The following is a 23,932-nucleotide window of genomic DNA, read 5'->3' on the forward strand; positions in this document are numbered from 1 at the left end:
CAATCCCGCTACGGCTGGTCAGGGATTGCAGGTGTCGAACTCAAGCGAAAACAACTCCGCGCCGCAAAGGCATGTGCTGCTGGTCGCCAAGTCGGCCTTTGCCGCTGCGCCCTACAGGCAGATGCAGCGCCTTGCCGAGCTTGCGGCCACGCTGCCAGGTGTCGCCGGCGCCAGCTTCGGCTTCACCGAGCAGGGCACGCCGTCGCTGCGAGAGGCGCTCGGAGCCCTGCGTGAGGCCAGCGCCTCCGACATTCTCATCCTGCCGCTGATGCTGCCGATCGAGCCGAGCTTCACCGCCTGGCTCACCAAGTCGCTGCGTCGATGGCAGGCCGAGGATGGTGCGCAATGGCCCAATGTCCGCATCGCACAGGGCCTCGCCGAAAGCCCGCTCTTGGCAGCCCTCATGGCCGGGCTTGTCGAAACAGCAGAAGTCGCAGCCCCTGTTCCGCCTGCCGAAAAGCTGGCGCCGGAGGGGTCGCTGATCCCGGCCCAGAAGCGCCGCGTGCTGGTCTGCCAGGGCGGCCCGTGCAACGCCGCCGGCGCCGATCTCATCTGGGGCCACCTGCGCAACCAGCAGGACCGCCAGAAGCTGCGCACGACAGGCGACGGCACCATGAGCTGCAAGTCGACCTGCCTCGGCCCCTGCAACCTCGCCCCCGTCATCCAGGTCTTTCCCGAGGGGACCTATTACGGCGGCGTCACCGAGGCCGCCATCGACCGCATCGTTGCCGAGCACCTGCTCGGCGGCCGTGTGGTCGATGAGTTTGCCTACGAGCCAACCGGTCGCAAGCAGACGCTGCGCGCTGCCGCTCCTGTCAAACCCTCGCTGGCCAAATCCTAGCGGGACGTTCGTCAGGCCATTTCGTGCGTGGCGCGGCCCAAGCCGTGGCGCGCCTGTCGCGTCTCGCGCGGAAGCTCGCCGAATTCATGCCTGTATTCGGCGGCGAAGCGGCCGAAGTGGGTGAAGCCCCATTTCAGAGCGACATCGGTGACGGTGGCTTCGCTCGCCACCAGGTCGAAGCGGGCGCGGCGCATGCGTTCTCGCGTCAGCGCGCGCAGCGGCGAGATGCCAAAGGCATTCCTGTAGGCAAGTTGCAGCGTCCGGGGCGCGACACCAGCGGCGCCGGCGATCTCGTGCAGCCCGATGGGCAAGGCGGCATGGGCGCGGATGAACTCCTCGGCGCGCTTGAGATGGCGAGGTGCCGCACCTTGCCTCCGGTCGTCGAAGAACAGGCTCATGTTGCTGGGCTGGCTGCGCAGGAACAGTTCCAGGAGGTGCTGCTCGTACAGAACGTTCTGGATGCCCGATCCCGCTGAAGCCGTCTTCCTCTCCGCGGCTTGGAACAGTGAGTTGGCGAGGCGCCGCCACGCCTGCATCTCGGGCCTCGAAAAATCCACCAGCGGATCGAAGATCAGCGGCCCCGGTATGTCGCGGTCGAGCAGGCGCATGGCAAAGGCGTGCAGCGGCGCCTTGCGCACCTGGATGAGCAGTTGCGCGCAGCCCTGCCACCACTTCATCCTCGTCGCCAGGTCGGCGTTGAGCACGGAGGCGATGCTGCGGTTTGTGATGAATTCGCGCGAGCCGTTGCGGACGGTCGCCGTGCCCGAAACCGGCATCTGGATCAGATAGAAGTCGCCAAGTTCGCCGGGGTCGATCAGCACGTCGGCGCCATAGCTGATGTAATTCAGCGAGATCATCTCGCCGGGGGCATGATTGTGTGTGACACGAAAAGATTTTCGATCACCGATGATGTCCAGTCGGTGATTGCAGAACTTCTGGGCGACCCGCTCCCTGGCGCAGTCGAGATCGTTCGACTGAAACAAGACATGATCGGAAAGCGGTACCCTTCGAATGGACGCCTCTTCCATCAGCATCCGGCCAGACTAGCACCGATCCTCCTGCTGCCAACGAAAATGAACGGCAATGCATCCACCCTGCTGCATTTTTGCGTTTTCTGGATAGTCGCCGCGCATTCCGGCTAGTTCATTGACGATGTCTGCAGCACTCTTCGGGGTGGAACAAATGAAAGGGCCGCCATGGGCAGGTCCTTCGAACAGAGGGAGCTTATGATGAGCAAGGAACTCGCCAAGGGCATTACGCGCAAGGGCGACGGCTATGCCGGCAAGACCTGGAATATCCTTGGACAGGTCTATTTTCCGAAGGCGGTTTGCGATGCCACCTTCGCCTTCGAGACCAACAGCGAGCCGGGTCAGTTCGTGCCCGTGCACATCCATCCGACCCAGGAAGAGTTCATCCTCGTGCAGGAAGGCGAACTCGATCTCAAGCTCGACGGCGAATGGGTCAAGGCCAAGGCAGGCGACCTGGTGCGCATGCCCAGAGGCATCCCGCACGGCTACTTCAACAAGTCGGACAAGCCGACCAAGGCACTGTTCTGGGTGTCGCCGGCGGGCATGCTGGAAGAGCTGTTCAACAAGCTCGACAATCTCGCCGACCCGGCCGAGGTGGTGAAGGTCTCGGCCCAGCACGAGGTCAACTTCCTGCCGCCGGAAGCCAACGACTAAGCCGCCGGATCACACGCCGCTGACCGTCCTGGCGCACGCGACATCCGTCGCGTGCGAAGGCGAGCCTGCGTCCTGGCTGACAAGGAAAAGCAAATGGTCGACAAGAAGAAAGTCTGCGTCATCGGCGCTGGCGTGAGCGGGCTCGCGGCTGCTCATGCCTTCAGGCAACGCGGTCACGAGGTGCACATCGTCGAGCGCGGCAATGATCTGGGCGGGGTCTGGGAGCCGTCGCGCTCCTATCCCGAGGTGCAGACGCAAAGCCCGAAGGATCTCTATCGCTACACCTCGATGCCGATGCCGGACGACTATCCGGAATGGCCCAAGGGCACGCAGGTCCACGCCTATCTCAGGACCTATGCCGAGCGGACCGGGCTGGTGCCGCTCATCCGCTACGCCACCAAGGTCGTTTCCATGCAGCGACGGGAAGGGGCCAAAGGCTGGAGCGTCGAGCTTGCCAGCGACGGCAACGCAGTCAGCGAGGATTTTGACTTCGTTGCGGTCTGCACCGGAAATTTCAGCGAAAAACGCGAGCTCGTGCATCCGGGCCAGGATGATTTCACCGCGGCCGGCGGCCAGGTGCTTCATTCCTCGGAATACACCGATTCCGCAACCGTGAAGGGCAAGCGCGTCGTCGTGCTCGGCTTCTCGAAATCCGCCACCGACATCGCCGTCAATGCGGTCAATTCAGGCGCTGCCGACGTCAACATCGTCTATCTCGAGCCGGTCTGGCGCATACCGTATTTCATTGGCGGGCTGATCAATTTCAAGCGCATCCTCTATGTCCGCGCCCAGGAGGTGATGTTCCCCAACTGGGACCAGCCGCTGCTGGCGCGGCTCGCGCACACTGTCGCCAAGCCGTTCGTCTGGGCCAACTGGCGGGCGCTGGAAAGCCTGCTCTCGATCCAGCTCAAGTTGAAGAAGACAGGGCTCAGGCCGAGGAAGCCGATCGAAACCACGATCAACTGTTCGGTCCCGATCGTCACGCCGGGTTTCTTCGACATGGTGGCGGACGGACGCATCAAGGCGATCCAGGGCACCATCTCCGGCTACGAGCAGGGTACGGTGATTCTGTCGGGCGGCGAGCGGGTGGCGGCCGACATGGCTATCCTCGCGGTCGGCTGGAAATCCGGCGTGCCTTTCCTGCCGCAGGAATACCAGCGTAAGCTGGTCGAGCCGGACGGGCAGTACAGGCTCTACCGGGTCATCGCCAATCCCGACCTGCCCGACATGGGCTTTGTCGGTTTCAATTCGTCATTCTGCACGGTGCTGAGCGCTGAGCTGGCCGGTAACTGGCTGGTGCGCTACGCCGACGGCATGCTGGGCCGCCAGCCTTCGAGACAGGAAATGAACGACAACATCGACATGATGCTGTACTGGAAGCGCAACGAGCGCCCGGCGGCGGGCGTCTATGGTGGCCTGTGCGTGGCGCCGTATCATTTCAAGCATTTCGACGAGTTGCTGGCCGACATCGGCGCCAGGAAACGGCGACGCAATGCGCTGGCCGAAAACTTCGCGCCACCGAACGCCGATGCCTATGCGGGCTACCTGGCAAGCGCGCCGGACTATCGCGCGGCGTAGACCAGGAAAGGACCGCGCGGCTGCCGTGGTCGTCGATCGTAGTCGTATGGCCACGGGCGTCGTACTGGGGCCGATTTTATCTTGCGATATCAGGGAGTTCGGATGGTGGGCGTGACAGGGATTGAACCTGTGACCCCTGCAATGTCAATGCAGTGCTCTCCCGCTGAGCTACACGCCCATCCGATGGGGGCGGATACACCATTTTTGATCCGGCGCGTCAATAGCGTGTTTGGCGGAAAAATGCGCCGGATCATCAATTCCCTAGACGACGCTAGGGAAACGCCTCAGGCGGCGTGCAGCATCTTCTCGACCTCGTTGACGAGATCGCGCAGATGGAAGGGTTTCGACAGCACCTTGGCGTCGCGCGGTGCCTTCGAATCAGGGTTGAGCGCCACCGCGGCAAAGCCGGTGATGAACATCACCTTGAGATCGGGATCGATCTCGGTGGCGCGGCGCGCCAGCTCGATGCCGTCCATCTCCGGCATGACGATGTCGGTCAGCAGCAGCGAAAAGGGTTCCTCGCGCAGCCGCTCGTAAGCGCTCGCGCCATTGTCGAAGTCGCTCACCTGGTAGCCGGCGCGTTCCAGCGCCTTGACCAGGAAGCGGCGCATATCGTCGTCGTCTTCTGCCAGAAGAATGCGTGCCATCAGTTTCCCGTCCGAATTAGCGGTCGAAGCCGCCCCCCATCAGGGGCTTCGTTAACCATCTTGTATATGAGTTCGGGACGGTAAACATCAAGTGAATGCGCTGCCGGATTGGTGACGCAAAGGCACGATCGGGGCGGCTTTTCCACATTTCGAATGCTGGACACCAGCGGCCGCAGGTGGCACCTTCGAACAATGAGTGAGTGCATTTCGCAGGTCCGTCAACAAAGATGACGCCAGCCGAAGATTTCTCGGTGCTGCCGCCGTTCGAAGTCAGGACGAGCGCAGAGCAGCGCGTGCCGTTCGTATTCAACTCGCCGCATAGCGGGCGGTGCTATCCCGAACGCTTCCTCGCCATGACCCGGCTCGATTCGACGTCCATCCGGCGCTCCGAGGATTGCTACGTTGACGAGTTGTTCGGTGCTGCCGTCGCACTCGGCGCACCCATGCTGACGGCACATTTTCCGCGCGCCTATCTCGATGTGAACCGCGAGCCGTGGGAGCTCGACCCCAGGATGTTCGCGGAACCTGTGCCGCCTTTCGCCAACGTCCGCTCGGCCCGTGTCGCCGGCGGGCTCGGTACCGTGCCGAAGCTGGTGGGCGAGGGGCTGGACATCTATCCGGGCCGGTTGCCGCTGTCGGAGGCGGTCGACCGCATCGAATGCGTCTACAAACCCTACCACGAGACGCTGAAGCGGCTGGTCACGCGCACCCATGCGCGGTTCGGCTATGCCGTGCTGGTCGATTGCCATTCGATGCCGGCCTCCGTCCGCATCGGCGACAGCGGCATGCGGCCGGACTTCATCGTCGGCGACCGTTTTGGCACCTCGGCCGCGTCGGAGCTTTCCGAACGGGCCATCGGGCTATTGGCGGCGATGGGTTATACCGTGGCGCACAATAAACCTTATGCCGGCGGTTTCATCACCGAGCACTATGGCCGGCCGGCGCGCAAGCTGCATGCGCTGCAGATCGAGATCAATCGCGGGCTCTACATGGATGAGCGCACGTTCCAGAAATCGGCGGGATTTTATGCGCTGGCCGACGATCTGGCGCGGTTTTCCGCCGATCTGATGGCGGTTCCGGATCATCATTTCCTCGACCTGCCGCTGGCTGCGGAGTAGCAGCGCAGGCCGAGCAGGTTAAAAAAAGACCGCTCCGGAGAGCGGTCGAAGTCTAGGGAGGAAACGCCCAAGGAGGGCATGGACAGGAAACCCTGTCCGAAGTCGAGATTATTGTGCGCTGCACAAAAGTCAAGGCGCCTTGGGATTCTTTAAATCAAGTTGATGTGGTTATTGCCGGCGAGGGCCGCGGCGTGTCATCCACGCAACAGTCAGAGATGGGGTGAATGATGGTCGACGCCGAATTCATGCGACGGATCGCACGTGCTGCCGCAGCCGAAACGCTGCCTCGCTTCCGCCGGCAGGGTGCAGTCGCAAACAAGCTCGCTGGCGGTTTCGATCCCGTTACCGAGGCCGACCAGGAGGCCGAACGCGCCATCCGCGCGCTGATCAACGCCGAATTCCCCGGCCACGGCATCCTCGGCGAGGAGCATGGCAGCGAAAACATCTCCAACAGCCATGTCTGGGTGATCGATCCGATCGACGGCACGCGCGCCTTCATCTCCGGCCTGCCGGTCTGGGGCACGCTGGTGGGCTTGACCGTCGATGGCGACGCGGTGGCCGGGCTGATGTCGCAGCCCTTCACCGGCGAGTTGTTCTACGCCGACGGCAACGGCTCGCACTACGAAGGGCCGGGCGGTCCGCGCAAACTTTCGGTGCGCAAGACGACCAGCCTGTCGGACGCGACGATGTTCACCACCACGCCGGCGCTGTTCAAGGGCGAGATGCGCAAGCGCTATGACGAGCTTGAAAGCAAGGTGCAACTCGCCCGCTACGGCACCGACTGCTACGCCTTTGCCATGGTGGCGGCGGGGCAGGTCGACATCGTCGTCGATCCCGGCCTCAAGCCCTATGACATCGTGGCGCTGATCCCTGTCATCGAGCAGGCTGGCGGCATCGTCACCACCTTCGATGGCGGCCCGGCGGAGAATGGCGGCGACGTCATCGCGGCGGCGACGCCGGAACTGCACAAGGCGGCGATGGCCGTGCTGGCGGGATAGTCCTGCCTATGCGTCGGCGGTTGCCGGCGTTCCGGGCACGAAGGCGGTGAAGGCTGCGAGCAACTGCTCGCGGTAGATGTCCGCTTCCTGCAGGATTTCGTGACGCGCGCCGTCGATGGTCAAAAGCGATGCCACGCGGCATTGGCTGGCAAACTGCTCGACGTCGCGCGACGACACCACTTCGTCGGCACCGGCGTTGACGATCAGCATCGGCACCTTGAGCGCTGCCATGAATTGTGGCTCGCGCACGGCCTCGGACGCCTGCGCTGCGGCGCGCATCCAGGCGATGGTCGGCCCGCCGACGGACAGCTCGGGATAGGTCTCGTAGAGCAGCATGTTGCGGCGATAGCGGCGCTCGTCGCTGGTCAGCTTGTTGATTTCGAAAGGCGTGCCTTCCCTAGGCCGCGGGCCCCATGCGGCGTAGAGCCGGCCGAGGCCGAGCCAGCAGAGCAGGGTGCCGATGCGGCTGATCGCCTTCATCGACAGCGGCGCGCCGATGACCGACAGGAACGGCGCCACCAGCACCATGCGCTGGACGCGGTTGACCATCGAGGGTGCGGCGAGAAGGGCGATCAGCGCCCCGCTCGAATGGGCAAGCAGGAAGAAGGGGCCGCGGCAGTCGGGCAGCACGATCTGCTCGAAGAAGGCTTCGAGGTCGCGGACATAGTGGTCGAAGCTTCTGACGTAGCCGCGATGGCCGTCACGCAGCAGCCGCTCGGACGCGCCTTGGCCGCGCCAGTCGAAGGTGGCCACCGCATGGCCGCGCACGGTCAGGTCGCGGATGGTCTCGAAATATTTCTCGATGCACTCGTTGCGGCCGTTGAGCAGGATCACCGTGCCCTTGAAGGGATGGGAGGTCGCCGGAAACAGCGCATAGCGCAGGCGCTTGCCGTCATGGGCGACAAAGTCGCCGGAGGTGGCCCTCTCAGGAACCGGATTGCCGGGGATTTCGTGGAACAGGTCCGTCATCAGGCGCTTCGGCTTGGCACTCGCTGCCGTGGGATCAGGCGATACGAGGGTGATAGAAAGGCGGGCCGAGAAAATCAAAGGAATTTCGTGGGCGAGGCGGAATCGAATGAGGCCGGAGGCAGCTTGCGGGATGCCTCCGGCCTCTGTCGTTCCGGGAGGAAGGGACGTTACAACCCGGCTCGGCCTCGTCGGCGGCATTCTGTGGTGCCGCCTGTTCTTCAACTTGGGTGCACTCTAGACGGGGCGACCTGAACGGATGCCGAAGGCCCGGTTCATCTTCGGTTCATCGACGGGCCGGTGAAAAGCTATTGGGAAAACGTCTTGAAATGGCTTCGGGTGGCACCCAAATGTCTCCTTGCGGCGCCCAATATCGGGGCCGCTGATCACCGCCGGGGCGCCAGAATGGGCTTCGGCACAGATCATGCGCAAAACCTTGTTGCTCACTGGAGAACACCCATGCGTCACGTTGATTTTTCCTCGCTCCACCGCTCGACCGTCGGCTTCGACCGGCTGTTCAGCATGCTTGACGGCCTTGGCCAGCCCGAAGGCGGGCAGACGACCTATCCGCCCTACAACATCGAGCGCACCGGCGAGGACGCCTATCGCATCAGCATGGCGGTTGCCGGCTTCTCGGAAACCGAGATTTCGATCGAAGCCCATCGCAATGTGCTGACGGTCAAGGGCGAACGCGGCAATGAAGGCACCGGCGAAGGTTCGGAGCTGCTCTATCGCGGCATCGCTTCGCGCGCTTTCGAGCGCCGATTCCAGCTCGCCGACCATGTCGAGGTCGTGGGCGCGGCCCTCAAGAACGGCCTGTTGCACATCGATCTGAAGCGCAACATTCCTGAAGAGCACAAGCCGCGCAAGATCGAGATCTCCGCTGCGCCCGCCAAGGCCAAGCAGATCGAAGCCAACACCGTCAACTAAGACAACTCCTCCCAAGGAGAAAAGGCGGCGCCCTCGGGTGCCGCCTTTTTCATGTTCAGCTGCCGGCTTCAGCGCTTGATCGCCGGGATCAGGTCGGCAAGCGAGATATTGCCGTAGCTCGACATCACCCTTGTCTCGGCGTCATCGAGAATCGTGCCGAGCGCAGCATTTACCGAGCGTTCAACCGGACAGTCGGGATGATCCGCCGTGATGCCCAGCGCAAAGAGGGATGGGCTTCCCAGCGCCCGGTGCACGTCGAGGACGGTGATGTCCTCCAGCGGGCGCGCCAGTTTCCAGCCGCCGTTCGGTCCGCGAGCGGCTTCCACATAGCCCTGTTTTCTCAAACCGGCCATCATGCGCCGAACCACGACCGGGTTGGTGCCGAGCATCTGCGCGATGGTTTCGGACGTCGCCCTTCCGTCGTGCAGATCGATGTGGATCAGCATGTGGAGCATGCGGGATAGACGGCTGTCTTGCGTCATTGGCGGACCCGACCGAGCGTTTCAGGGGAAATCATAACAAGAGGGGTTACAATCTCTTGCCTTCTGATAGAATGTAACTTGAAGAGTTACCTTCTGCAAGCCAAGGCCATAAGCAGGCGAACCTTCGCCCGGCGTGTCGTTGCGCTGGCAGCGGCGACCATGTTCCCGCAGCGATCCCTTGCCGGATCACCAGGACCTGAGAAGGAGACTGCAATGCCGCAATTGCCCTATCGATTCCTCGACGTGAATGGCCTTCGCATGCGCATCGCCGATCAGGGCCAGGGCCAGGGCCCGCTGGTGCTGCTTTGTCACGGCTTCCCGGAAACCGCCTATTCCTGGCGCCACCAGATCGCCGCGCTGGCGGCTGCGAACCATCGTGTCGTAGCCCCCGATCTCCGTGGCTTCGGCGGCACTGACAGGCCAGCCGACTCGGCCCAATATTCGATCATGCATCTGGTCGCGGACATGGTCGGCCTGCTCGATGCGCTTGGCGAAGAGAGAGCGGTGATCGTCGGCAATGACTGGGGAGCGACCCTGGCCTGGCAAGCAGCCCTTCTGCGCCCCGACCGGTTTCATGCGGTTGCCGCCATCGGCGTTCCGATGATGGGACAGCCTCCCGTGCCGCCCACGCGCATCTTCCCGCAAACCGACGATGCCATCTTCTATACGCTCTATTTTCAGCAGCCCGGCGTGGCAGAAGCCGAGTTCGAACGGGACATCGGCCTGACGCTGCGCAAGATCCTGTATGCGGCTTCGGGCGATGCGGGCCCGAGGCTTGAAGGCGATGGAACGCCAAATCCCTTCGCCATGGTGAGCCGTGAACAGGGGCTGCTGGCGCCGCTGCCAACACCCGATGCCCTACCGTCCTGGCTGAGCGTGGCCGATCTCGACGCCTATGTCGGCGACTTTCAGGCCAGCGGGTTCCGGGGCGGGTTGAACCTCTACCGCAATCTAGACCGCAACTGGGAAATGCAGCATGCCTTTTCGGGGCTCAAGGTTGCGGTTCCGGCGCTCTTTCTTATCGGGGAGCGCGACGTCGGGCTGCAGATTCCGGGCATGCGCGACATCATTGCAGCAATGCCCAGCCTCGTGCCACTGCTACGTCAGCCGATCTACCTGCAGGGCAGCGGTCATTGGGCTCCGCAAGAGCGGCCGGACCTCGCGTCGGAGGCGCTGCTGTCGTTTCTCAAGACCCTGTGACACAGGCCATGCTTGCGAAGGCTGTAGAAGCGAACGGCGCACCTCGGCAAGCCGTCCGGTCACACGTCAACTCCGCAACAATTCACCGAAGCGACCGATCTCGTCGGCCGTCGTGGCAAAGCTGGTGACGAAGCGGTAGAGCGTTTCGTCCTCGCCCAACTGTCCGTCGAAGCCGGCCGGCGCGTGCCAGTCGTAGAAGGCAGCGCCCGCAGCCAGCGCCTTTTTCGCCACATCGGTCTTGATCACCGCAAAGACTTCATTGGCCTGCGGCTGCCAGGCGAGGCGAGCGACCGGCGAGCTTGCGATGGTCGCGGCCAACTCGGCCGTCATTTCATTGGCGTGGCGTGCCGTATCCAGCCACAGGCCGCCGTCGAAATAGGCGTCGAACTGGGCGGAGATGAAGCGCGACTTGGAAAACAGCTGGGCCGCGCGCTTGCGCAGGAAGGCCATTTCCTTGGCACGGTCGAGATCGAACAGCACAACCGCCTCGGCGCACCAGCAGCCATTCTTGGTGCCACCGAACGAGACGATGTCGACGCCGCGCTTCCAGGTCATCTCGGCCGGCGTGGTGTCGAGCGATACCAGCGCATTGGCGAAGCGGGCACCATCCATATGCAGCGGCAGCGAATACTGCCTGGCGATGGCGGAAATGGCCTTGATCTCGTCGAGGCCGTAGACGGTGCCGACCTCGGTCGACTGGGTCATCGAGATCGCCATCGGCCGGCCGGCATGGACGAATTCTGGCGCGAAACGGTCGACCGCGCGTTCGAGGGTCCTGACGTCCATGCGACCGAGCGCCCCGTCGATGGCATGCAGCCTGGAGCCGCCGGTAAAATATTCGGGCGCGCCGCATTCGTCTTCGATGATGTGAGACTCGCGATGGCCGAAGGAAATGCCGCCGGGGCGGTTGTAGGCGGCCAGCGCCAGCGAGTTCGCCGCGGTGCCGGTGGCGACGAAGAACACCGCCACCTCGCGTTCGAATATCTCGCTGAAACGCGCGTAGACAGCCTGGTCGAGATCGCCGTCGCCATAGGCCCGGCTGAAGCCTGCCGCGCTGGCGTGCAGCCGTTCGGCGATCTTGGGGTGCGCGCCGGCCCAATTGTCAGATGCGAAGAACATGTTATCCGTCCGTGATATGGCTGTCGAAGACTGCGTGGCAAGGATGGCCCGAGCTAGAGCGGGTTTTGCCGTTTTCGGCAAGTCCGGGGCCTGGAAATCGGTTGAGACAGGCGGGAAGAACGCTTTTGACCGGTTGTTCAAAAGTTACGCCAGGCATGAGTTCGACGAAACTTTCTGTCTTTGACGATGCGGAAAATTGGTGAATCGGTCTTGTGTGTATTCAAGAATTCTGTCATACGAAATTTAGGACAGCAGTGCTGTCTTATTTATCTGCCCAAAGCGAACCGGATATGGCGTATGATAATGCCACGTCCGTCTGCCGCCGCGAGCTAGGGTCAGAGGTCGTGCCGGAGTGCATTTGGCCTTGTCTGCCCCGACTGGCGGTTCGGTGCCGGCCAACGGCACTGTGCCGCACGCATATCGAAAGCATATCTGATCGTGAGCGGACCGGCACGTTGCCGTCCAAAATTGAACTGCCCGGATCGGGCCGTAGTGGAGAGAGAGACGATGACGGAGTTGACGCCATCTGTGACGACGGGTTTTGTGCCGGCCGCGCAGACGAAAGCGGCCAACAAGAAAACCGATCATCTCCGAACCACCACCGGCTATGCAGCGCATGGCCTCTACGATCCGCGCAACGAGCATGACGGCTGCGGCGTCGGCTTTATCGCCCAGATGAAGGGCATCAAGTCGCACCAGATCGTCAAGGACGGGCTGTTCATGCTCGAGAACCTGACGCATCGCGGTGCTGTGGGCGCGGACCCGCTGGTCGGCGACGGCGCCGGCGTGCTGGTGCAGATCCCCGATAGCTTTTTCCGCGAGGAACTGGCCAAGCAGGGCATCGAACTGCCGGCAGCAGGTCAGTACGGCGTCGGCCATTGGTTCATGCCGCAGGACGCGGCGATGCGCGACCACATCGACGACATCATCCGCGAATCGGCGCAGTCGGAAGGGCTGCCGCTGATCGGTTTCCGCGACGTGCCGGTCGACAATTCGTCGCTGTCGAAGGCGCCCGAGATCGTCGCTGCCGAACCTCATCACCGCCAGGTGTTCATCGGGCGCACGCCCGACATCGACGATGACGAGGAATACGAGGCCCGCCTTTATCTGCTGCGCAAGGTCATTTCCGGCCGCATCTATGCCGAGAACGCCAACAAGGACATTGGCGCCTACTGCGTGTCGCTGTCGGCGCGCACTATCGTCTACAAGGGCATGTTCCTGGCCAACCAGGTCGGCGTCTATTACAAGGACCTCAACGATCCGCGTTTCGAGACGGCGCTGATCCTCGTCCACCAGCGCTTTTCGACCAACACCTTCCCGTCGTGGAAGTTGGCTCACCCGTACCGCATGGTCGCCCACAACGGCGAAATCAACACGGTGCGTGGCAACAACAACTGGATGGCGGCGCGCCAGGCTTCGGTCGACAGCGAGCTGTTCGGCAATAACATCTCCAAGCTCTGGCCGATCTCCTATGAGGGGCAGTCGGACACGGCCTGCTTCGACAATGCGCTCGAGTTCCTGTTCCAGGGCGGCTACAAGCTTGCGCACGCCATGATGATGCTGATCCCGGAAGCCTGGGCCGGCAACAAGTCGATGGATGCCGACCGCAAGGCGTTCTACGAATACCACGCCGCGCTGATGGAGCCGTGGGACGGCCCGGCAGCGGTGTGCTTCACCGACGGCCGCCAGATCGGCGCCACGCTCGACCGCAACGGCTTGCGTCCGGCCCGCTACATCGTCACTGACGATGACCGGGTGATCCTGGCCTCGGAGGCCGGCGTGCTGCCGGTCGCCGAAAAGCACATCGTCAAGAAGTGGCGCCTGCAGCCCGGCAAGATGCTGCTGATCGACCTGGTCGAGGGCCGCATCATCTCGGACGAGGAGATCAAGTCCGAGATCGCCACCAAGCACCCTTACAAGAAGTGGCTGGCCAACACCCAGCTGATCCTTGAAGAGCTGAAGCCGGTCGAGCCGCGCGAGCTGCGCAAGGACGTCTCGCTGCTCGATCGCCAGCAGGCCTTCGGCTACACCCAGGAAGACACCAAGCTGCTGATGTCGCCGATGGCGACGACCGGACAGGAAGCTGTCGGCTCCATGGGCACCGACACGCCGATCTCGGCGATGTCGGACAAGGCCAAGCTGCTCTACACCTATTTCAAGCAGAACTTCGCCCAGGTCACCAACCCGCCGATCGATCCGATCCGCGAGGAGCTGGTGATGAGCCTGGTGTCGTTCATCGGCCCGCGCCCGAACATCTTCGACCTGGTCGGATCCTCGCGTCGCAAGCGGCTCGAGGTGCGCCAGCCGATCCTGACCAATGCCGATCTGGAGAAGATCCGCTCCATCGGCCACACCGAGGACCGGTTCGACACCAAGACGATCGACATCACCTATTCGGCGGCCGAAGGGGCTGCCGGCATGGCGGGTGCCATCGAGCGGCTGTGCGAGCGCGCGGAAGCTGCGGTCGCCGGCGGCTATAACATCATCATCCTGTCCGATCGGCAGATCGGGCCTGACCGCATCGACATCCCGACGCTGCTGGCAACCGCTGCCGTCCACCACCACCTGATCCGCAAGGGCCTGCGTACCTCGGTCGGCCTCGTGGTGGAATCGGGCGAGCCGCGCGAAGTGCATCACTTCTGCTGCCTGGCCGGCTACGGCGCCGAGGCGATCAACCCGTATCTCGCCTTCGACACGCTGACCGACATGCACAAGCGGGGCGAGTTCCCGCCTGAGGTCGACGGCTCGGAAGTCGTCGGCCGCTATATCAAGTCGATCGGCAAGGGCATCCTCAAGGTCATGTCCAAGATGGGCATCTCGACCTACCAGTCCTATTGCGGCGCTCAGATCTTCGACGCCATCGGCCTGAAGACCGACTTCGTCGAGAAGTACTTCACCGGCACCGCGACCAACATCGAGGGCGTCGGCCTGGAGGAAATCGCGGCCGAGACCGTCAGCCGCCACGAGGCTGCCTTCGGTCCCGACCCGGTGCTGCGCAATGCGCTGGAAGTCGGCGGGGAGTACATGTACCGCATGCGCGGCGAGGCCCACATGTGGTCGCCAGACGCGGTTGCATCGCTCCAGCATGCCGTTCGCTCAGGTTCGTGGTCGACCTTCAAGGAGTTCTCGGCCCAGATCGACAGCGAAACGGCGCGTGCCCAGGCCATCCGTGGCATGTTCCACATCAAGCCCGCGGAAGAGAGCGGGCGCAAGCCGGTTTCCATCGACGACGTCATGCCGGCAGCCGAGATCGTCAAGCGCTTCTCGACCGGGGCGATGTCCTTCGGCTCGATCAGCCGCGAGGCGCATTCGACGCTCGCCATCGCCATGAACCGGATCGGCGGCAAGTCGAACACCGGCGAAGGCGGCGAGGAGCCGGATCGTTATCTGCCGCTGCCCGACGGTTCGGTGAACCCGGAGCGTTCGGCGATCAAGCAGGTGGCCTCGGGCCGCTTCGGCGTGACGACCGAATATCTGGTCAACTCCGACATGATGCAGATCAAGGTCGCCCAGGGCGCCAAGCCCGGCGAGGGGGGCCAGCTGCCTGGCCACAAGGTTGACGCGACGATCGCCAAGACCCGCCATTCGACGCAAGGGGTCGGCCTGATCTCGCCGCCGCCGCACCACGACATCTATTCGATCGAAGATCTGGCGCAGCTGATCTACGACCTGAAGAACGTCAACCCGGCGGCCGACGTTTCGGTCAAGCTGGTGTCGGAAGTGGGCGTCGGCACGGTGGCGGCAGGTGTCGCCAAGGCGCGCGCCGACCACATCACGATCTCCGGCTATGATGGCGGCACGGGCGCTTCGCCGCTCACCTCGCTCAAGCATGCCGGCAGCCCGTGGGAAATGGGCCTTGCCGAGACGCACCAGACGCTGGTGCTGAACGGCCTGCGTTCGCGCGTCGCGCTCCAGGTCGACGGCGGCCTGCGTACCGGCCGCGACGTCGTCATCGGCGCGCTGCTTGGCGCCGACGAATTCGGCTTCTCGACCGCACCGCTGATCGCGGCTGGCTGCATCATGATGCGCAAGTGCCATCTCAACACCTGCCCGGTTGGCGTCGCCACCCAGGACCCGGTGCTGCGCAAGCGCTTCAAGGGCACGCCCGAGCACGTCATCAATTACTTCTTCTACGTGGCGGAAGAGGTGCGCGAGCTGCTGGCCAAGATGGGCTTCACCCATCTCGACCAGATCATCGGCGACGCGGACCTGCTTGAGAAGCGCGAGCTGATCAACCACTGGAAGTCGCGCGGGCTCGACTTCTCCAAGGTGTTCTACAAGCCGGACGCGTCGCGCGAGGCGTCGCACTGGACCGAACGCCAGAAGCACCCGATCGACGACGTGCTCGACCGCAGGCTGATCGCAGAAGCCAAGCCGGCGCTCGAAGCGCGTCAGCCGGTGAAGATCGAAGCCACGATCCGCAACGTCGACCGTTCGACCGGTGCGATGCTGTCGGGCGAGGTCGCCAAGCGCTTCAAGCACAAGGGCCTGCGCGAGGACACGATCTCGGTCAAGCTGACAGGCACCGCCGGCCAGTCCTTCGGCGCGTTCCTGGCACGCGGCATCTCTTTCGAACTCGTCGGTGACGGCAACGACTATGTCGGCAAGGGCCTGTCGGGTGGCCGCATCGTCATCCGGCCGTCCGAGGATTCCAAAATACTCGCCGAGGAGTCGATCATCGTTGGCAACACCGTGCTCTACGGTGCGACCGAGGGCGAGTGCTACTTCCGCGGCGTCGCCGGCGAACGTTTCGCCGTGCGCAACTCGGGCGCGGTCACCGTCGTCGAGGGCGTCGGCGACCATGGCTGCGAATACATGACCGGCGGCGTCGTCGTCGTCATCGGCAAGACCGGGCGCAACTTCGCGGCCGGCATGTCCGGTGGCGTGGCCTATGTGCTCGACGAGGACGGCGATTTCGCCGAACGCTGCAACATGGCGATGGTCGAGCTCGAACCGGTCCCCGAAGAGGACGACATGCTCGAAAAGCTCCACCATCATGGCGGCGACATCGCCCATATGGGCCGTGTCGACGTCTCGGGCGACATGACCCGCCATGACGAAGAGCGGCTGGTTCAGCTGATTTCGAACCACATGCACTACACCGGTTCGACCCGTGCCAAGCAGATCCTGGACGACTGGGCGAGCTACCGACCCAAATTCCGCAAGGTCATGCCGGTGGAGTACCGCCGCGCGCTGATCGAGATGGAGCGCATGAGGATGAACGTCGCGGCGGAGTGACCGCGACCGTCCGGCCGGCGCGGCGCCCGCAACGGGTGCTGCGCCATCGCATGCTTCATTTGAAGTGGTGGAATGAGACGCCCGCGCCGAGACGCTGGGCATGACTGACGAGAGTTACGATGGGCAAGGTTACAGGTTTTCTCGAGATCGACCGGCAGGTGCACAAGTACCAGCCGGCTTCCGACCGCATTCGGCATTTCCGTGAATTCACGCTGCCGATGTCGGACAAGGAAGTCGAAAAGCAGGCCGCGCGCTGCATGGATTGCGGCATCCCGTTCTGTCACGGCCCGACGGGCTGTCCAGTGCACAACCAAATCCCCGACTGGAACGATCTGGTCTACAATGGCGACTGGGACAATGCGATCCGCAACCTGCATTCGACCAACAACTTCCCCGAATTCACCGGCCGCATCTGCCCCGCGCCTTGCGAGGAAGCCTGCACGCTGAACCTCGAGGACATTCCGGTCGCCATCAAGACGGTCGAGCAGGCGATTGCCGACAAGGCCTACGAGACCGGCTACATCAGGCCCTATCCGCCGGAAAAGAAGACCGGAAAGAAGGTGGCTGTCATCGGCTCGGGTCCCGCCGGCATGGCGGCGGCCCAGCAACTCGGCCGCGCCGGCCATGACGTCCACGTCTATGAGCGCGAGAGCCGTCCCGGCGGCCTGCTGCGCTTCGGCATCCCGGACTTCAAGATGGAGAAGCACTATATCGACCGCCGCGTCGAGCAGATGGCGGGCGAGGGCGTCACCTTCCATTGCGGCGTCAATGTCGGCGTCGACAAGAAGGTCGGCGAATTGCTCGCCGAATTCGACGCCGTGCTCTATTGCGGCGGCTCCGAGACGCCGCGTCCGGCGGGTATCCCCGGCGACGATCTCCTGGGCGTGCATGACGCGATGCCTTATCTCGTCCAGCAGAACAAGCGCGTCGGCGGCGAGGACATCCAGTCGGTTGCCTGGCCGTCCGAGCCGATCGTCGCTGGCGGCCAGCACGTCGTCGTCGTCGGTGGCGGCGACACCGCATCCGACTGCGTCGGCACGGCGTTCCGCCAGGGCGCGGTCCGCGTCACCCAGCTCGACATCCGGCCGCAGCCGCCGGAAAAGGAAAACAAACTCGCCGTGTGGCCCTATTGGGCGACCAAGATGCGCACCTCGTCGTCGCAGGCCGAAGGCGCGCAGCGCGAGTTCCAGGTGGCGACGCTGGAGTTCATCGGCGAGGAAGGCCAGCTGACCGGCGTCAAGTGCTGCGAAGTCGACGACAAGCGCAAGCCGATCCCCGGTACCGAGTTCGTCATCCGCGCCGATCTCGCCTTCATCGCCATCGGCTTTGCCGGTCCGATTTCCGGCGGCCTGGTCAAGGAACTTGAAGGCAAGCTCGACATCGCCACCGACAGCCGCCGTTCGACCAACGTTTCGGCCAACGAGCAGGACTACAAGACCAATGTCGACAAGCTCTATGTCGCCGGCGACGTGCGCCGCGGCCAGTCGCTGGTCGTCTGGGCGATCCGCGAAGGTCGCCAGGCCGCGCAGTCGATCGACCTGGCGCTGATGGGCTCGAGCGTCCTGCCACGCTGACGACGGTTCGATCGAAACAAAAAGGCGCCGCGAGGCGCCTTTTTCATATCTGGGGATTTGCAAGCCTACCGCTTGATCGCGGTCGTCGTTTCAGTGCCCTGCGCTGTCGGCAGCGGCTTGGGCGGCCAGGAGAAATCATCGGCGCGTCCAGGCGGAGCCGCAGGCGCTATTCCCTGCACGGCGAGCTTCTCGCCGGGCGAGCGCGGATCGCCTTTGGGTGCCGCCTGCGCGCCCATCAACTCGGTGCCGCCATCGAGCTCGGGATCGGAAAGCGAGACCGGCACGGTGCGGTCGATGTTGACCGGCACGTTGAGCTCGCCGGGGGTCGCCTGCGGCAGGCTCGCCGGAACGACGGTCTCCGTCCCTTGCGGTGTGATGCCGAGCAGCTTGTTGAGCGGCTTTTCGGCAAAGAAGGCGAGCTTGCGCTTGCCGGCGCGGGTGACGTTGATGCCGTCGTCGGAACGCAGCCGCACCGGCTGGCCGTTGATGTCGGGTCCCGAGGTGACGAAAGCGCCGTTCTCATCGACGAAACCGTCCCAGACATCGACGAACTCGCTGCCGGCGGCCTCGGTCGCGGCACGGTAGATATCGTTGAAGGCCAGCATGTCGGTGCTCATCTTCGACGATTTGAACGCCGGCATGCCGACCCACAGGAACGGAACCTTGGTCTCGGCGATGGCCTTGGCGAGCTTTTCGGTGCGCGCGGTGTATTCCTTGGTCCAGCCCGGGCTCATCGGAGGCTCGCGATTGTCGGCGACCCGCATCTGCTGGCGGTCGTTGGAACCCATCATGACGATGACAGCGGCCGGCTTTTCCTGTTCGATCAGTGCCTTGGCCTGCTCGGGCCAGTTGTAGTGGTCCTCGCGCACGAAGCCCGACGACCCATTGGTCCTGTCGATAACGCGGATCTTGGCGTTCTCGGCAAAGACGGTGCCCAGTCCTTCGGCAAGACCGCCCCCGAGGAAGTCGCCGATGACCAGCACGACACGTGCGTCGGCTGCCTTCTCGATCACAGGCACGGCGGGCTCGGCAGGACGGCTGACATTGCCGACAGTTGCCTTCGGCTTGCGTGGCGTCTTGCGGATCTTCTTGCGCGGCTGGCCCTGCGGCTGCTCAAGGATGTACGGGTCGACGCGCGGCTCGCGGCGCGGCATGAACAGGTCGCGCAGCGACCAGCGCCGCAAGATGCCTTCCTGGGCAACGGCCGGGGAGGGCATCGTGCTCGCAATGGCGGTCAACGCGACCGCCACCGCGACCAGCGGCATCGTCAGGCGCAGAGCGAGTTTTCTCGAAAGACGCGACGATGCCAACAGCAACCTCCGATTGCTAATTCCGCCTCAGCCATTTGAGCACTTCCATGCTCGGATGGCCGTCCTGCGTCAAGCCCAGCTGTGCCTGGAAAGACTTGATCGCCGAGCGCGAACCCTCGCCGATCTTGCCGTCCGCCTTGCCGTCGTAATAGCCATGCGCCGACAGCCGCTTCTGCAACTCCTGCTTCTCTTCGAAGCTGAGCTTGGTGAAGGGGCGCTTCCAGTCCTGGACCAGACCGCCATAGCCGGCGATTTCGTCGGCAAGAAGGCCTACGGCCAAAGCATATTTGTCGGCGTTGTTGTAGCGCTTGATGACCGAAAAATTCTTGGTCATCAGGAAGGCTGGACCGCCGCGGCCGTCCGGCACCTTGAGGGTGGCGACATCCGACCCGCGCTTGAAGGCCTTGCCATTGGCGCGTTCGACGCCGAGCGAAGCCCACTTGTCGAGCGTCAGAGAGCCGGTCGGGAACTTGCGGCCCTCAGGCAGCACGACCTCGTAGCCCCAGGTCTTGCCACCCTGCCAGCCGTTCTTCTTCAACAGGTTGGCGGCGGTGGCGAGCGCGTCGGGTATCGAGTTCCAGATGTCACGCTTGCCGTTGCCATCGGCGTCGACGGCATAGGCCTGGTAACTGGTCGGAATGAACTGGGTGTGGCCCATGGCGCCGGCCCACGAGCCCACCAGGTGGCTTTCGTCGATGTCGCCGCGCTGAAGGATCTTGAGCGCCGCGATCAGCTGGGTCCGGGCGAACTTCGCGCGCCGCTGGTCGCCATAGGCGAGCGTCGAGAGCGAGCGCACGACATTGCGCATCACCTTGTCGTTCTTGAGAATCTCGCCGTAGTTCGATTCCATTGACCAGATGGCAAGCAGGATGTAGCGGTCGACGCCATAACTGGCCTCGATACGGTCGAGCCACGGCTTCCACTTGCGGGCCATCTCGCGGCCGACCGTAATCGATTGGTCATGGACGCGATTGTCGAAATAATCCCAGACGGGCGCGGTGAATTCGGGCTGGAAGCGGGCCTTTTCCAGCACTTCGGGGTCGGCCGAGGTCACGCCGCGAAAGGCGCGGTCGTAGGTCGAGCCGGAAATCCCGTTGTCTGCGGCGACGGAGCGGAAGCTCGCCACCCAGCGCTGGAAGCCGGCTTCGGCCGCCGCCGGGCCGGCAGGCAGCATCAACGCCAGCGAAAGGCCGGCGATTGCAGCGGCGCTGGCGAGGCCTTTGGCGGTCTTGCGAAGGGGCATTCTTTCCTCCTTGGAGAGATCAGAAATACGATTCATCGCCGATGCCGGTTATCAATCAGTTTACCATAGCCCCCTTGGGGAACGAAAAGCGGCTTTGGCGATTGTTTCCCGACTGGCTAGGACAATCAAGATCGCGTGATCGCTGCTCTTGTCCGCTGCCGGCGAATATGTGAACGCATTCAGTATTCATCAATTCGGGTGTGGCAGTATCCCTGCCCGATACTCGCAATCTTCCATCGGATGACCAAGCAATGAAAAGAGTTCGCAAGGCAGTTTTTCCGGTCGCGGGCCTCGGCACGCGTTTTCTGCCTGCCACCAAGTCGATTCCCAAGGAAATGCTGACGGTCGTCGATCGTCCAGTGATCCAATACGTGGTCGATGAGGCACGCGAGGCGGGAATTGAACACTTCATCTTCGTCACCGGCCGCAACAAGGCAGTTATCGAAGATCATTTCGACGTCCAGTTCGAACTTTATGACACGCTGGTACAGCGCGGCAAGAACGAGCAGCTGGAGCGCCTGCAGCGCCTGCAGCCAGGCCCTGGCCAGACCTCGTTCACCCGCCAGCAGGTGCCGCTCGGGCTTGGCCATGCGGTGTGGTGCGCGCGCGAGCTGGTCGGCGACGAGCCCTTCGCATTGCTTCTGCCCGACATGATCATGCAGTCGGAAAAGAGCTGCATGCGCGAGATGGTCGAGCTCTATGCCGAGACCGGCAACAACATCATCGCCGTGCAGGAATGCGACCCTGCCGAGGCGCACAAATATGGCATCGTCGGCAAGGGCAAGGCTGTCCACACCGGCTTCGAGATCGAAGGCATGGTGGAAAAGCCGAAGCAGGGGACGGCGCCTTCGAACCTCTTCATCAACGGCCGTTACATCCTGCAGCCGGAGATCTTCGACATCCTGGCCAAGCAGGAGCGCGGCGCCGGCGACGAGATCCAGCTTACCGATGCGATGCTCAAGCTCGAGAAGCAGCAGTCTTTCTACGGCTATCACTATCGTGGCCGCACCTTCGATTGCGGCTCACCGGAAGGATTCGTCGAGGCCAACGTCGCCTTTGCGCTGTCGCGCACGGATATCAACGAGCGCATGGCGGGTGTCATCGAGGGCCTGCTCAACGAGATGAAGCCGGGTCGCTGACTTCGCTTCAGATGTCGCCCGCGCGCCAGGTTTGGACGCGCGGGGCGATGGCCATCGGCGTCAGTGCCGTGTAGACATCTCCTGCCAGGTGCCCGCAGCGATGCGGGAGAATCGGGAACACGGTGAAAATCCGTGGCGTGCCCAACGCTGTAAGAGGGACCGCATCGGCAAAAGCCACTGTTCGTTGAACGGGAAGGCGCCGAAGGCGGGTTGAACTCGAGCCAGAAGACCGGCCCGGCAGAAATCGTCCATCGCATGGTCAAGCGGCGGAAACCGATTGCTCGCCAGGGGACACGCGATGCCGGCCGACCATACCCATGCCAGTTCAGGCTGTTTCGACACGGCAGCGCAGGATGCCGTCTACCGCGCCATCTTCACGAGGCGCGACGTGCGTAGCCATTTCCTGCCCGACCCGCTCGACGACGAGGTACTGGCGCGCCTGCTGATGGCAGCCCATCACGCGCCGTCGGTGGGTTTCATGCAGCCGTGGAACTTCATTGTCATCCGCGATCTTCAGCGCAGGCAGAAGGTCCGCGACCTGTTCCTGGCCGCACGCCAGCAGGAACTGCCCCATATCGCCGAGGAGCGGCAGGCGCTGTACCGCAAGCTCAAGCTCGAGGGCATCTGCGAGAGCCCGCTCAATCTCGTGGTCACCTGCGACCGCAGCCGCTCGCAGAACTCGCCGCTGGGGCGATGGCACAATCCCGAAATGGACCTCTACAGCACCGTCTGCGCGGTGCAGAATTTCTGGCTGGCGGCGCGGGCCGAAGGCGTCGGTGTCGGCTGGGTCAGCATCATCGACCGCGAGGCGCTCAAGCAGGTGCTAGCCATTCCCGAACATGTCGTGCCCGTCGCCTATCTCTGCGTCGGCCGGGTCAGCGAGTTTGCGCTGCGGCCTGATCTCGAACGGCATGGCTGGGGCAACCGGCTGCCGCTTGCGGAACTGGTCATGAGCGAGATCTTTGGCGGCGATGGCGAGAGCGGGTTGAAAGAAACCGTCACTGGCCTGTGCGCTGGTCGAACCGCCGCTTGACGTGGCTGGTGACGGCGGACCTCGATGCCCTCTTGCTGGCTCTCGACCGCTTCTGGCTTCTGTCGCGTCGCGGCATGGATTGCCGACACACTCTGCTCGTTCCTGGCTGGCGAGGTCGGAATGTCGGATTGCAGGAAGTGCTTTCGCAAGAGTCCGCATGGGATTCCCTTTGGCGAGTGCGCGTAGAGTGACCGCCCGCTTCAACGCACCGTCGGTTCAAGCTATTCTAAAAGAGCTGGGGGGGAGGATTTGCATCATGGCGAAGCTCGTTTTTGGAATGAACCAGTCCTTGGACGGCTACGTCGACCACATGGCGTTTGGGCCAAGCCCAACGCTTTTCCATCACTTCATCGAGCAGGCGCGCGACCAGGTGGGTAGCGTGTACGGTCGCCATTTGTACGAGGTCATGCGCTATTGGGACGAGGATCATCCCGAGTGGGACGCTGCGAGGCGCGACTTTGCGGCTGCCTGGCGGAGCCAGCCGAAGTGGGTCGTGTCGCGCTCTTTGAAGTCAGTCGGCCCCAACGCCACGCTTGTCGACAATGACATCGAGGCGACGATACGTGGGCTCAAGGCTCAGATCGTCGGGGAGATTCAAGTTGGCGGACCAGACTTGGCACGAAGCCTAACCGACCTTGGTCTTGTTGATGAGTATCGCATCTACCTCCACCCCGTCGTGCTCGGTCGCGGCAAGCCATTCTTCGCCGGCCCGCGGCCCCGGCTCCGCCTTGTGGCCAGCGATCCAATTGGCGAGGACGTGATCAGGTTGACGTACGTTCCTGCTTGACCTCGAGACGGACTGCGCCGATGCGTCAGGTCCGCTTTGGGTCGACG

The 23,932-nt window shown here is 63.4% G+C and carries 19 protein-coding genes, 1 tRNA gene and 1 riboswitch; of the genes, 12 read left to right on the forward strand and 8 right to left on the reverse strand.

The window, feature by feature from the left end; genetic code table 11:
- Positions 1–31: 31 nt before the first annotated feature.
- Complete coding sequence (locus GGQ99_RS22315) at positions 32–841, forward strand: (2Fe-2S) ferredoxin domain-containing protein (protein WP_318763819.1); 810 nt, start codon at positions 32–34, stop codon at positions 839–841.
- A gap of 11 nt (positions 842–852) precedes the next feature.
- On the opposite strand, the gene GGQ99_RS22320 is transcribed toward GGQ99_RS22315, so the two are convergent.
- Positions 853–1,824: an AraC family transcriptional regulator gene (locus GGQ99_RS22320; RefSeq protein ID WP_246389702.1), complete on the reverse strand. Its 972-nt coding sequence runs from the start codon at positions 1,822–1,824 to the stop codon at positions 853–855.
- 246 nt (positions 1,825–2,070) lie between these two features.
- Between GGQ99_RS22320 and GGQ99_RS22325 the strand changes: the two genes are divergently transcribed.
- Both GGQ99_RS22325 and GGQ99_RS22330 read left to right on the forward strand, forming a co-directional pair.
- Positions 2,071–2,523 (forward strand): cupin domain-containing protein, encoded by a 453-nt coding sequence (locus tag GGQ99_RS22325; RefSeq protein ID WP_183264222.1) that lies wholly within the window; start codon positions 2,071–2,073, stop codon positions 2,521–2,523.
- Positions 2,524–2,574: 51 nt separating this feature from the next.
- Positions 2,575–4,101, forward strand: a complete 1,527-nt coding sequence (locus GGQ99_RS22330) for a flavin-containing monooxygenase (protein ID WP_343061767.1) — start codon at positions 2,575–2,577, stop codon at positions 4,099–4,101.
- 103 nt (positions 4,102–4,204) lie between these two features.
- On the opposite strand, the gene GGQ99_RS22335 is transcribed toward GGQ99_RS22330, so the two are convergent.
- Both GGQ99_RS22335 and cpdR read right to left on the reverse strand, forming a co-directional pair.
- Positions 4,205–4,279 (reverse strand) — tRNA-Val (locus tag GGQ99_RS22335).
- A gap of 106 nt (positions 4,280–4,385) precedes the next feature.
- Complete coding sequence (gene cpdR / locus GGQ99_RS22340) at positions 4,386–4,748, reverse strand: cell cycle two-component system response regulator CpdR (protein ID WP_018429348.1); 363 nt, start codon at positions 4,746–4,748, stop codon at positions 4,386–4,388.
- Between the two features lie 227 nt (positions 4,749–4,975).
- Here cpdR and GGQ99_RS22345 point away from each other — a divergent pair, with 227 nt between their 5' ends.
- Together GGQ99_RS22345 and hisN are read left to right on the forward strand one after the other, a co-directional pair.
- Positions 4,976–5,866: an N-formylglutamate amidohydrolase gene (locus GGQ99_RS22345; protein ID WP_108607074.1), complete on the forward strand. Its 891-nt coding sequence runs from the start codon at positions 4,976–4,978 to the stop codon at positions 5,864–5,866.
- A 224-nt stretch (positions 5,867–6,090) separates the two neighbouring features.
- Positions 6,091–6,864 (forward strand): histidinol-phosphatase, encoded by a 774-nt coding sequence (gene hisN / locus GGQ99_RS22350; RefSeq protein ID WP_108607075.1) that lies wholly within the window; start codon positions 6,091–6,093, stop codon positions 6,862–6,864.
- 6 nt (positions 6,865–6,870) lie between these two features.
- Here hisN and GGQ99_RS22355 read toward each other — a convergent pair whose 3' ends face one another.
- Complete coding sequence (locus GGQ99_RS22355) at positions 6,871–7,833, reverse strand: alpha/beta fold hydrolase (RefSeq protein ID WP_183264224.1); 963 nt, start codon at positions 7,831–7,833, stop codon at positions 6,871–6,873.
- Positions 7,834–8,289: 456 nt separating this feature from the next.
- Here GGQ99_RS22355 and GGQ99_RS22360 point away from each other — a divergent pair, with 456 nt between their 5' ends.
- Positions 8,290–8,760 (forward strand): Hsp20 family protein, encoded by a 471-nt coding sequence (locus GGQ99_RS22360; protein WP_183264225.1) that lies wholly within the window; start codon positions 8,290–8,292, stop codon positions 8,758–8,760.
- Positions 8,761–8,828: 68 nt separating this feature from the next.
- Here the strand turns inward: GGQ99_RS22360 and GGQ99_RS22365 are convergent, their stop codons facing one another.
- Positions 8,829–9,206, reverse strand: a complete 378-nt coding sequence (locus GGQ99_RS22365; RefSeq protein ID WP_484477023.1) for an Rrf2 family transcriptional regulator — start codon at positions 9,204–9,206, stop codon at positions 8,829–8,831.
- Positions 9,207–9,464: 258 nt separating this feature from the next.
- Here GGQ99_RS22365 and GGQ99_RS22370 point away from each other — a divergent pair, with 258 nt between their 5' ends.
- Entirely contained in the window at positions 9,465–10,442 is a 978-nt protein-coding gene (locus tag GGQ99_RS22370) for an alpha/beta fold hydrolase (protein ID WP_210307993.1), read from the forward strand.
- Positions 10,443–10,508: 66 nt separating this feature from the next.
- On the opposite strand, the gene GGQ99_RS22375 is transcribed toward GGQ99_RS22370, so the two are convergent.
- A complete protein-coding gene (locus tag GGQ99_RS22375) occupies positions 10,509–11,561 on the reverse strand; it encodes a threonine aldolase family protein (protein WP_183264228.1) in 1,053 nt (350 codons plus the stop codon).
- Between the two features lie 507 nt (positions 11,562–12,068).
- Here GGQ99_RS22375 and gltB point away from each other — a divergent pair.
- Positions 12,069–16,799: a glutamate synthase large subunit gene (gltB, locus tag GGQ99_RS22380; protein WP_183264229.1), complete on the forward strand. Its 4,731-nt coding sequence runs from the start codon at positions 12,069–12,071 to the stop codon at positions 16,797–16,799.
- A gap of 119 nt (positions 16,800–16,918) precedes the next feature.
- Positions 16,919–18,373: a glutamate synthase subunit beta gene (locus GGQ99_RS22385; protein ID WP_108607081.1), complete on the forward strand. Its 1,455-nt coding sequence runs from the start codon at positions 16,919–16,921 to the stop codon at positions 18,371–18,373.
- 65 nt (positions 18,374–18,438) lie between these two features.
- Here GGQ99_RS22385 and GGQ99_RS22390 read toward each other — a convergent pair whose 3' ends face one another.
- On the reverse strand, positions 18,439–19,683 hold the full coding sequence (locus GGQ99_RS22390) for an SGNH/GDSL hydrolase family protein (RefSeq protein ID WP_404801262.1): 1,245 nt from the start codon (positions 19,681–19,683) through the stop codon (positions 18,439–18,441).
- A 16-nt stretch (positions 19,684–19,699) separates the two neighbouring features.
- Positions 19,700–20,926, reverse strand: a complete 1,227-nt coding sequence (locus tag GGQ99_RS22395; RefSeq protein ID WP_183264230.1) for a lytic murein transglycosylase — start codon at positions 20,924–20,926, stop codon at positions 19,700–19,702.
- Positions 20,927–21,177: 251 nt separating this feature from the next.
- Here GGQ99_RS22395 and galU point away from each other — a divergent pair, with 251 nt between their 5' ends.
- From galU to GGQ99_RS22410, 3 genes are all read left to right on the forward strand, one after another.
- Positions 21,178–22,065: a UTP--glucose-1-phosphate uridylyltransferase GalU gene (gene galU, locus GGQ99_RS22400; RefSeq protein WP_108607083.1), complete on the forward strand. Its 888-nt coding sequence runs from the start codon at positions 21,178–21,180 to the stop codon at positions 22,063–22,065.
- 69 nt (positions 22,066–22,134) lie between these two features.
- Positions 22,135–22,317: riboswitch (cobalamin riboswitch) on the forward strand.
- 46 nt (positions 22,318–22,363) lie between these two features.
- The gene (gene bluB, locus GGQ99_RS22405; protein ID WP_183264231.1) at positions 22,364–23,098 is read left to right on the forward strand and encodes a 5,6-dimethylbenzimidazole synthase; all 735 of its coding nucleotides are present in this window, start codon (positions 22,364–22,366) and stop codon (positions 23,096–23,098) included.
- A 256-nt stretch (positions 23,099–23,354) separates the two neighbouring features.
- Positions 23,355–23,885, forward strand: a complete 531-nt coding sequence (locus tag GGQ99_RS22410) for a dihydrofolate reductase family protein (protein ID WP_183264232.1) — start codon at positions 23,355–23,357, stop codon at positions 23,883–23,885.
- Positions 23,886–23,932 lie beyond the last annotated feature (47 nt).

It is taken from the genome of Aminobacter niigataensis (assembly GCF_014200015.1).
Classification (GTDB): Bacteria; Pseudomonadota; Alphaproteobacteria; order Rhizobiales; family Rhizobiaceae; genus Aminobacter; species Aminobacter niigataensis.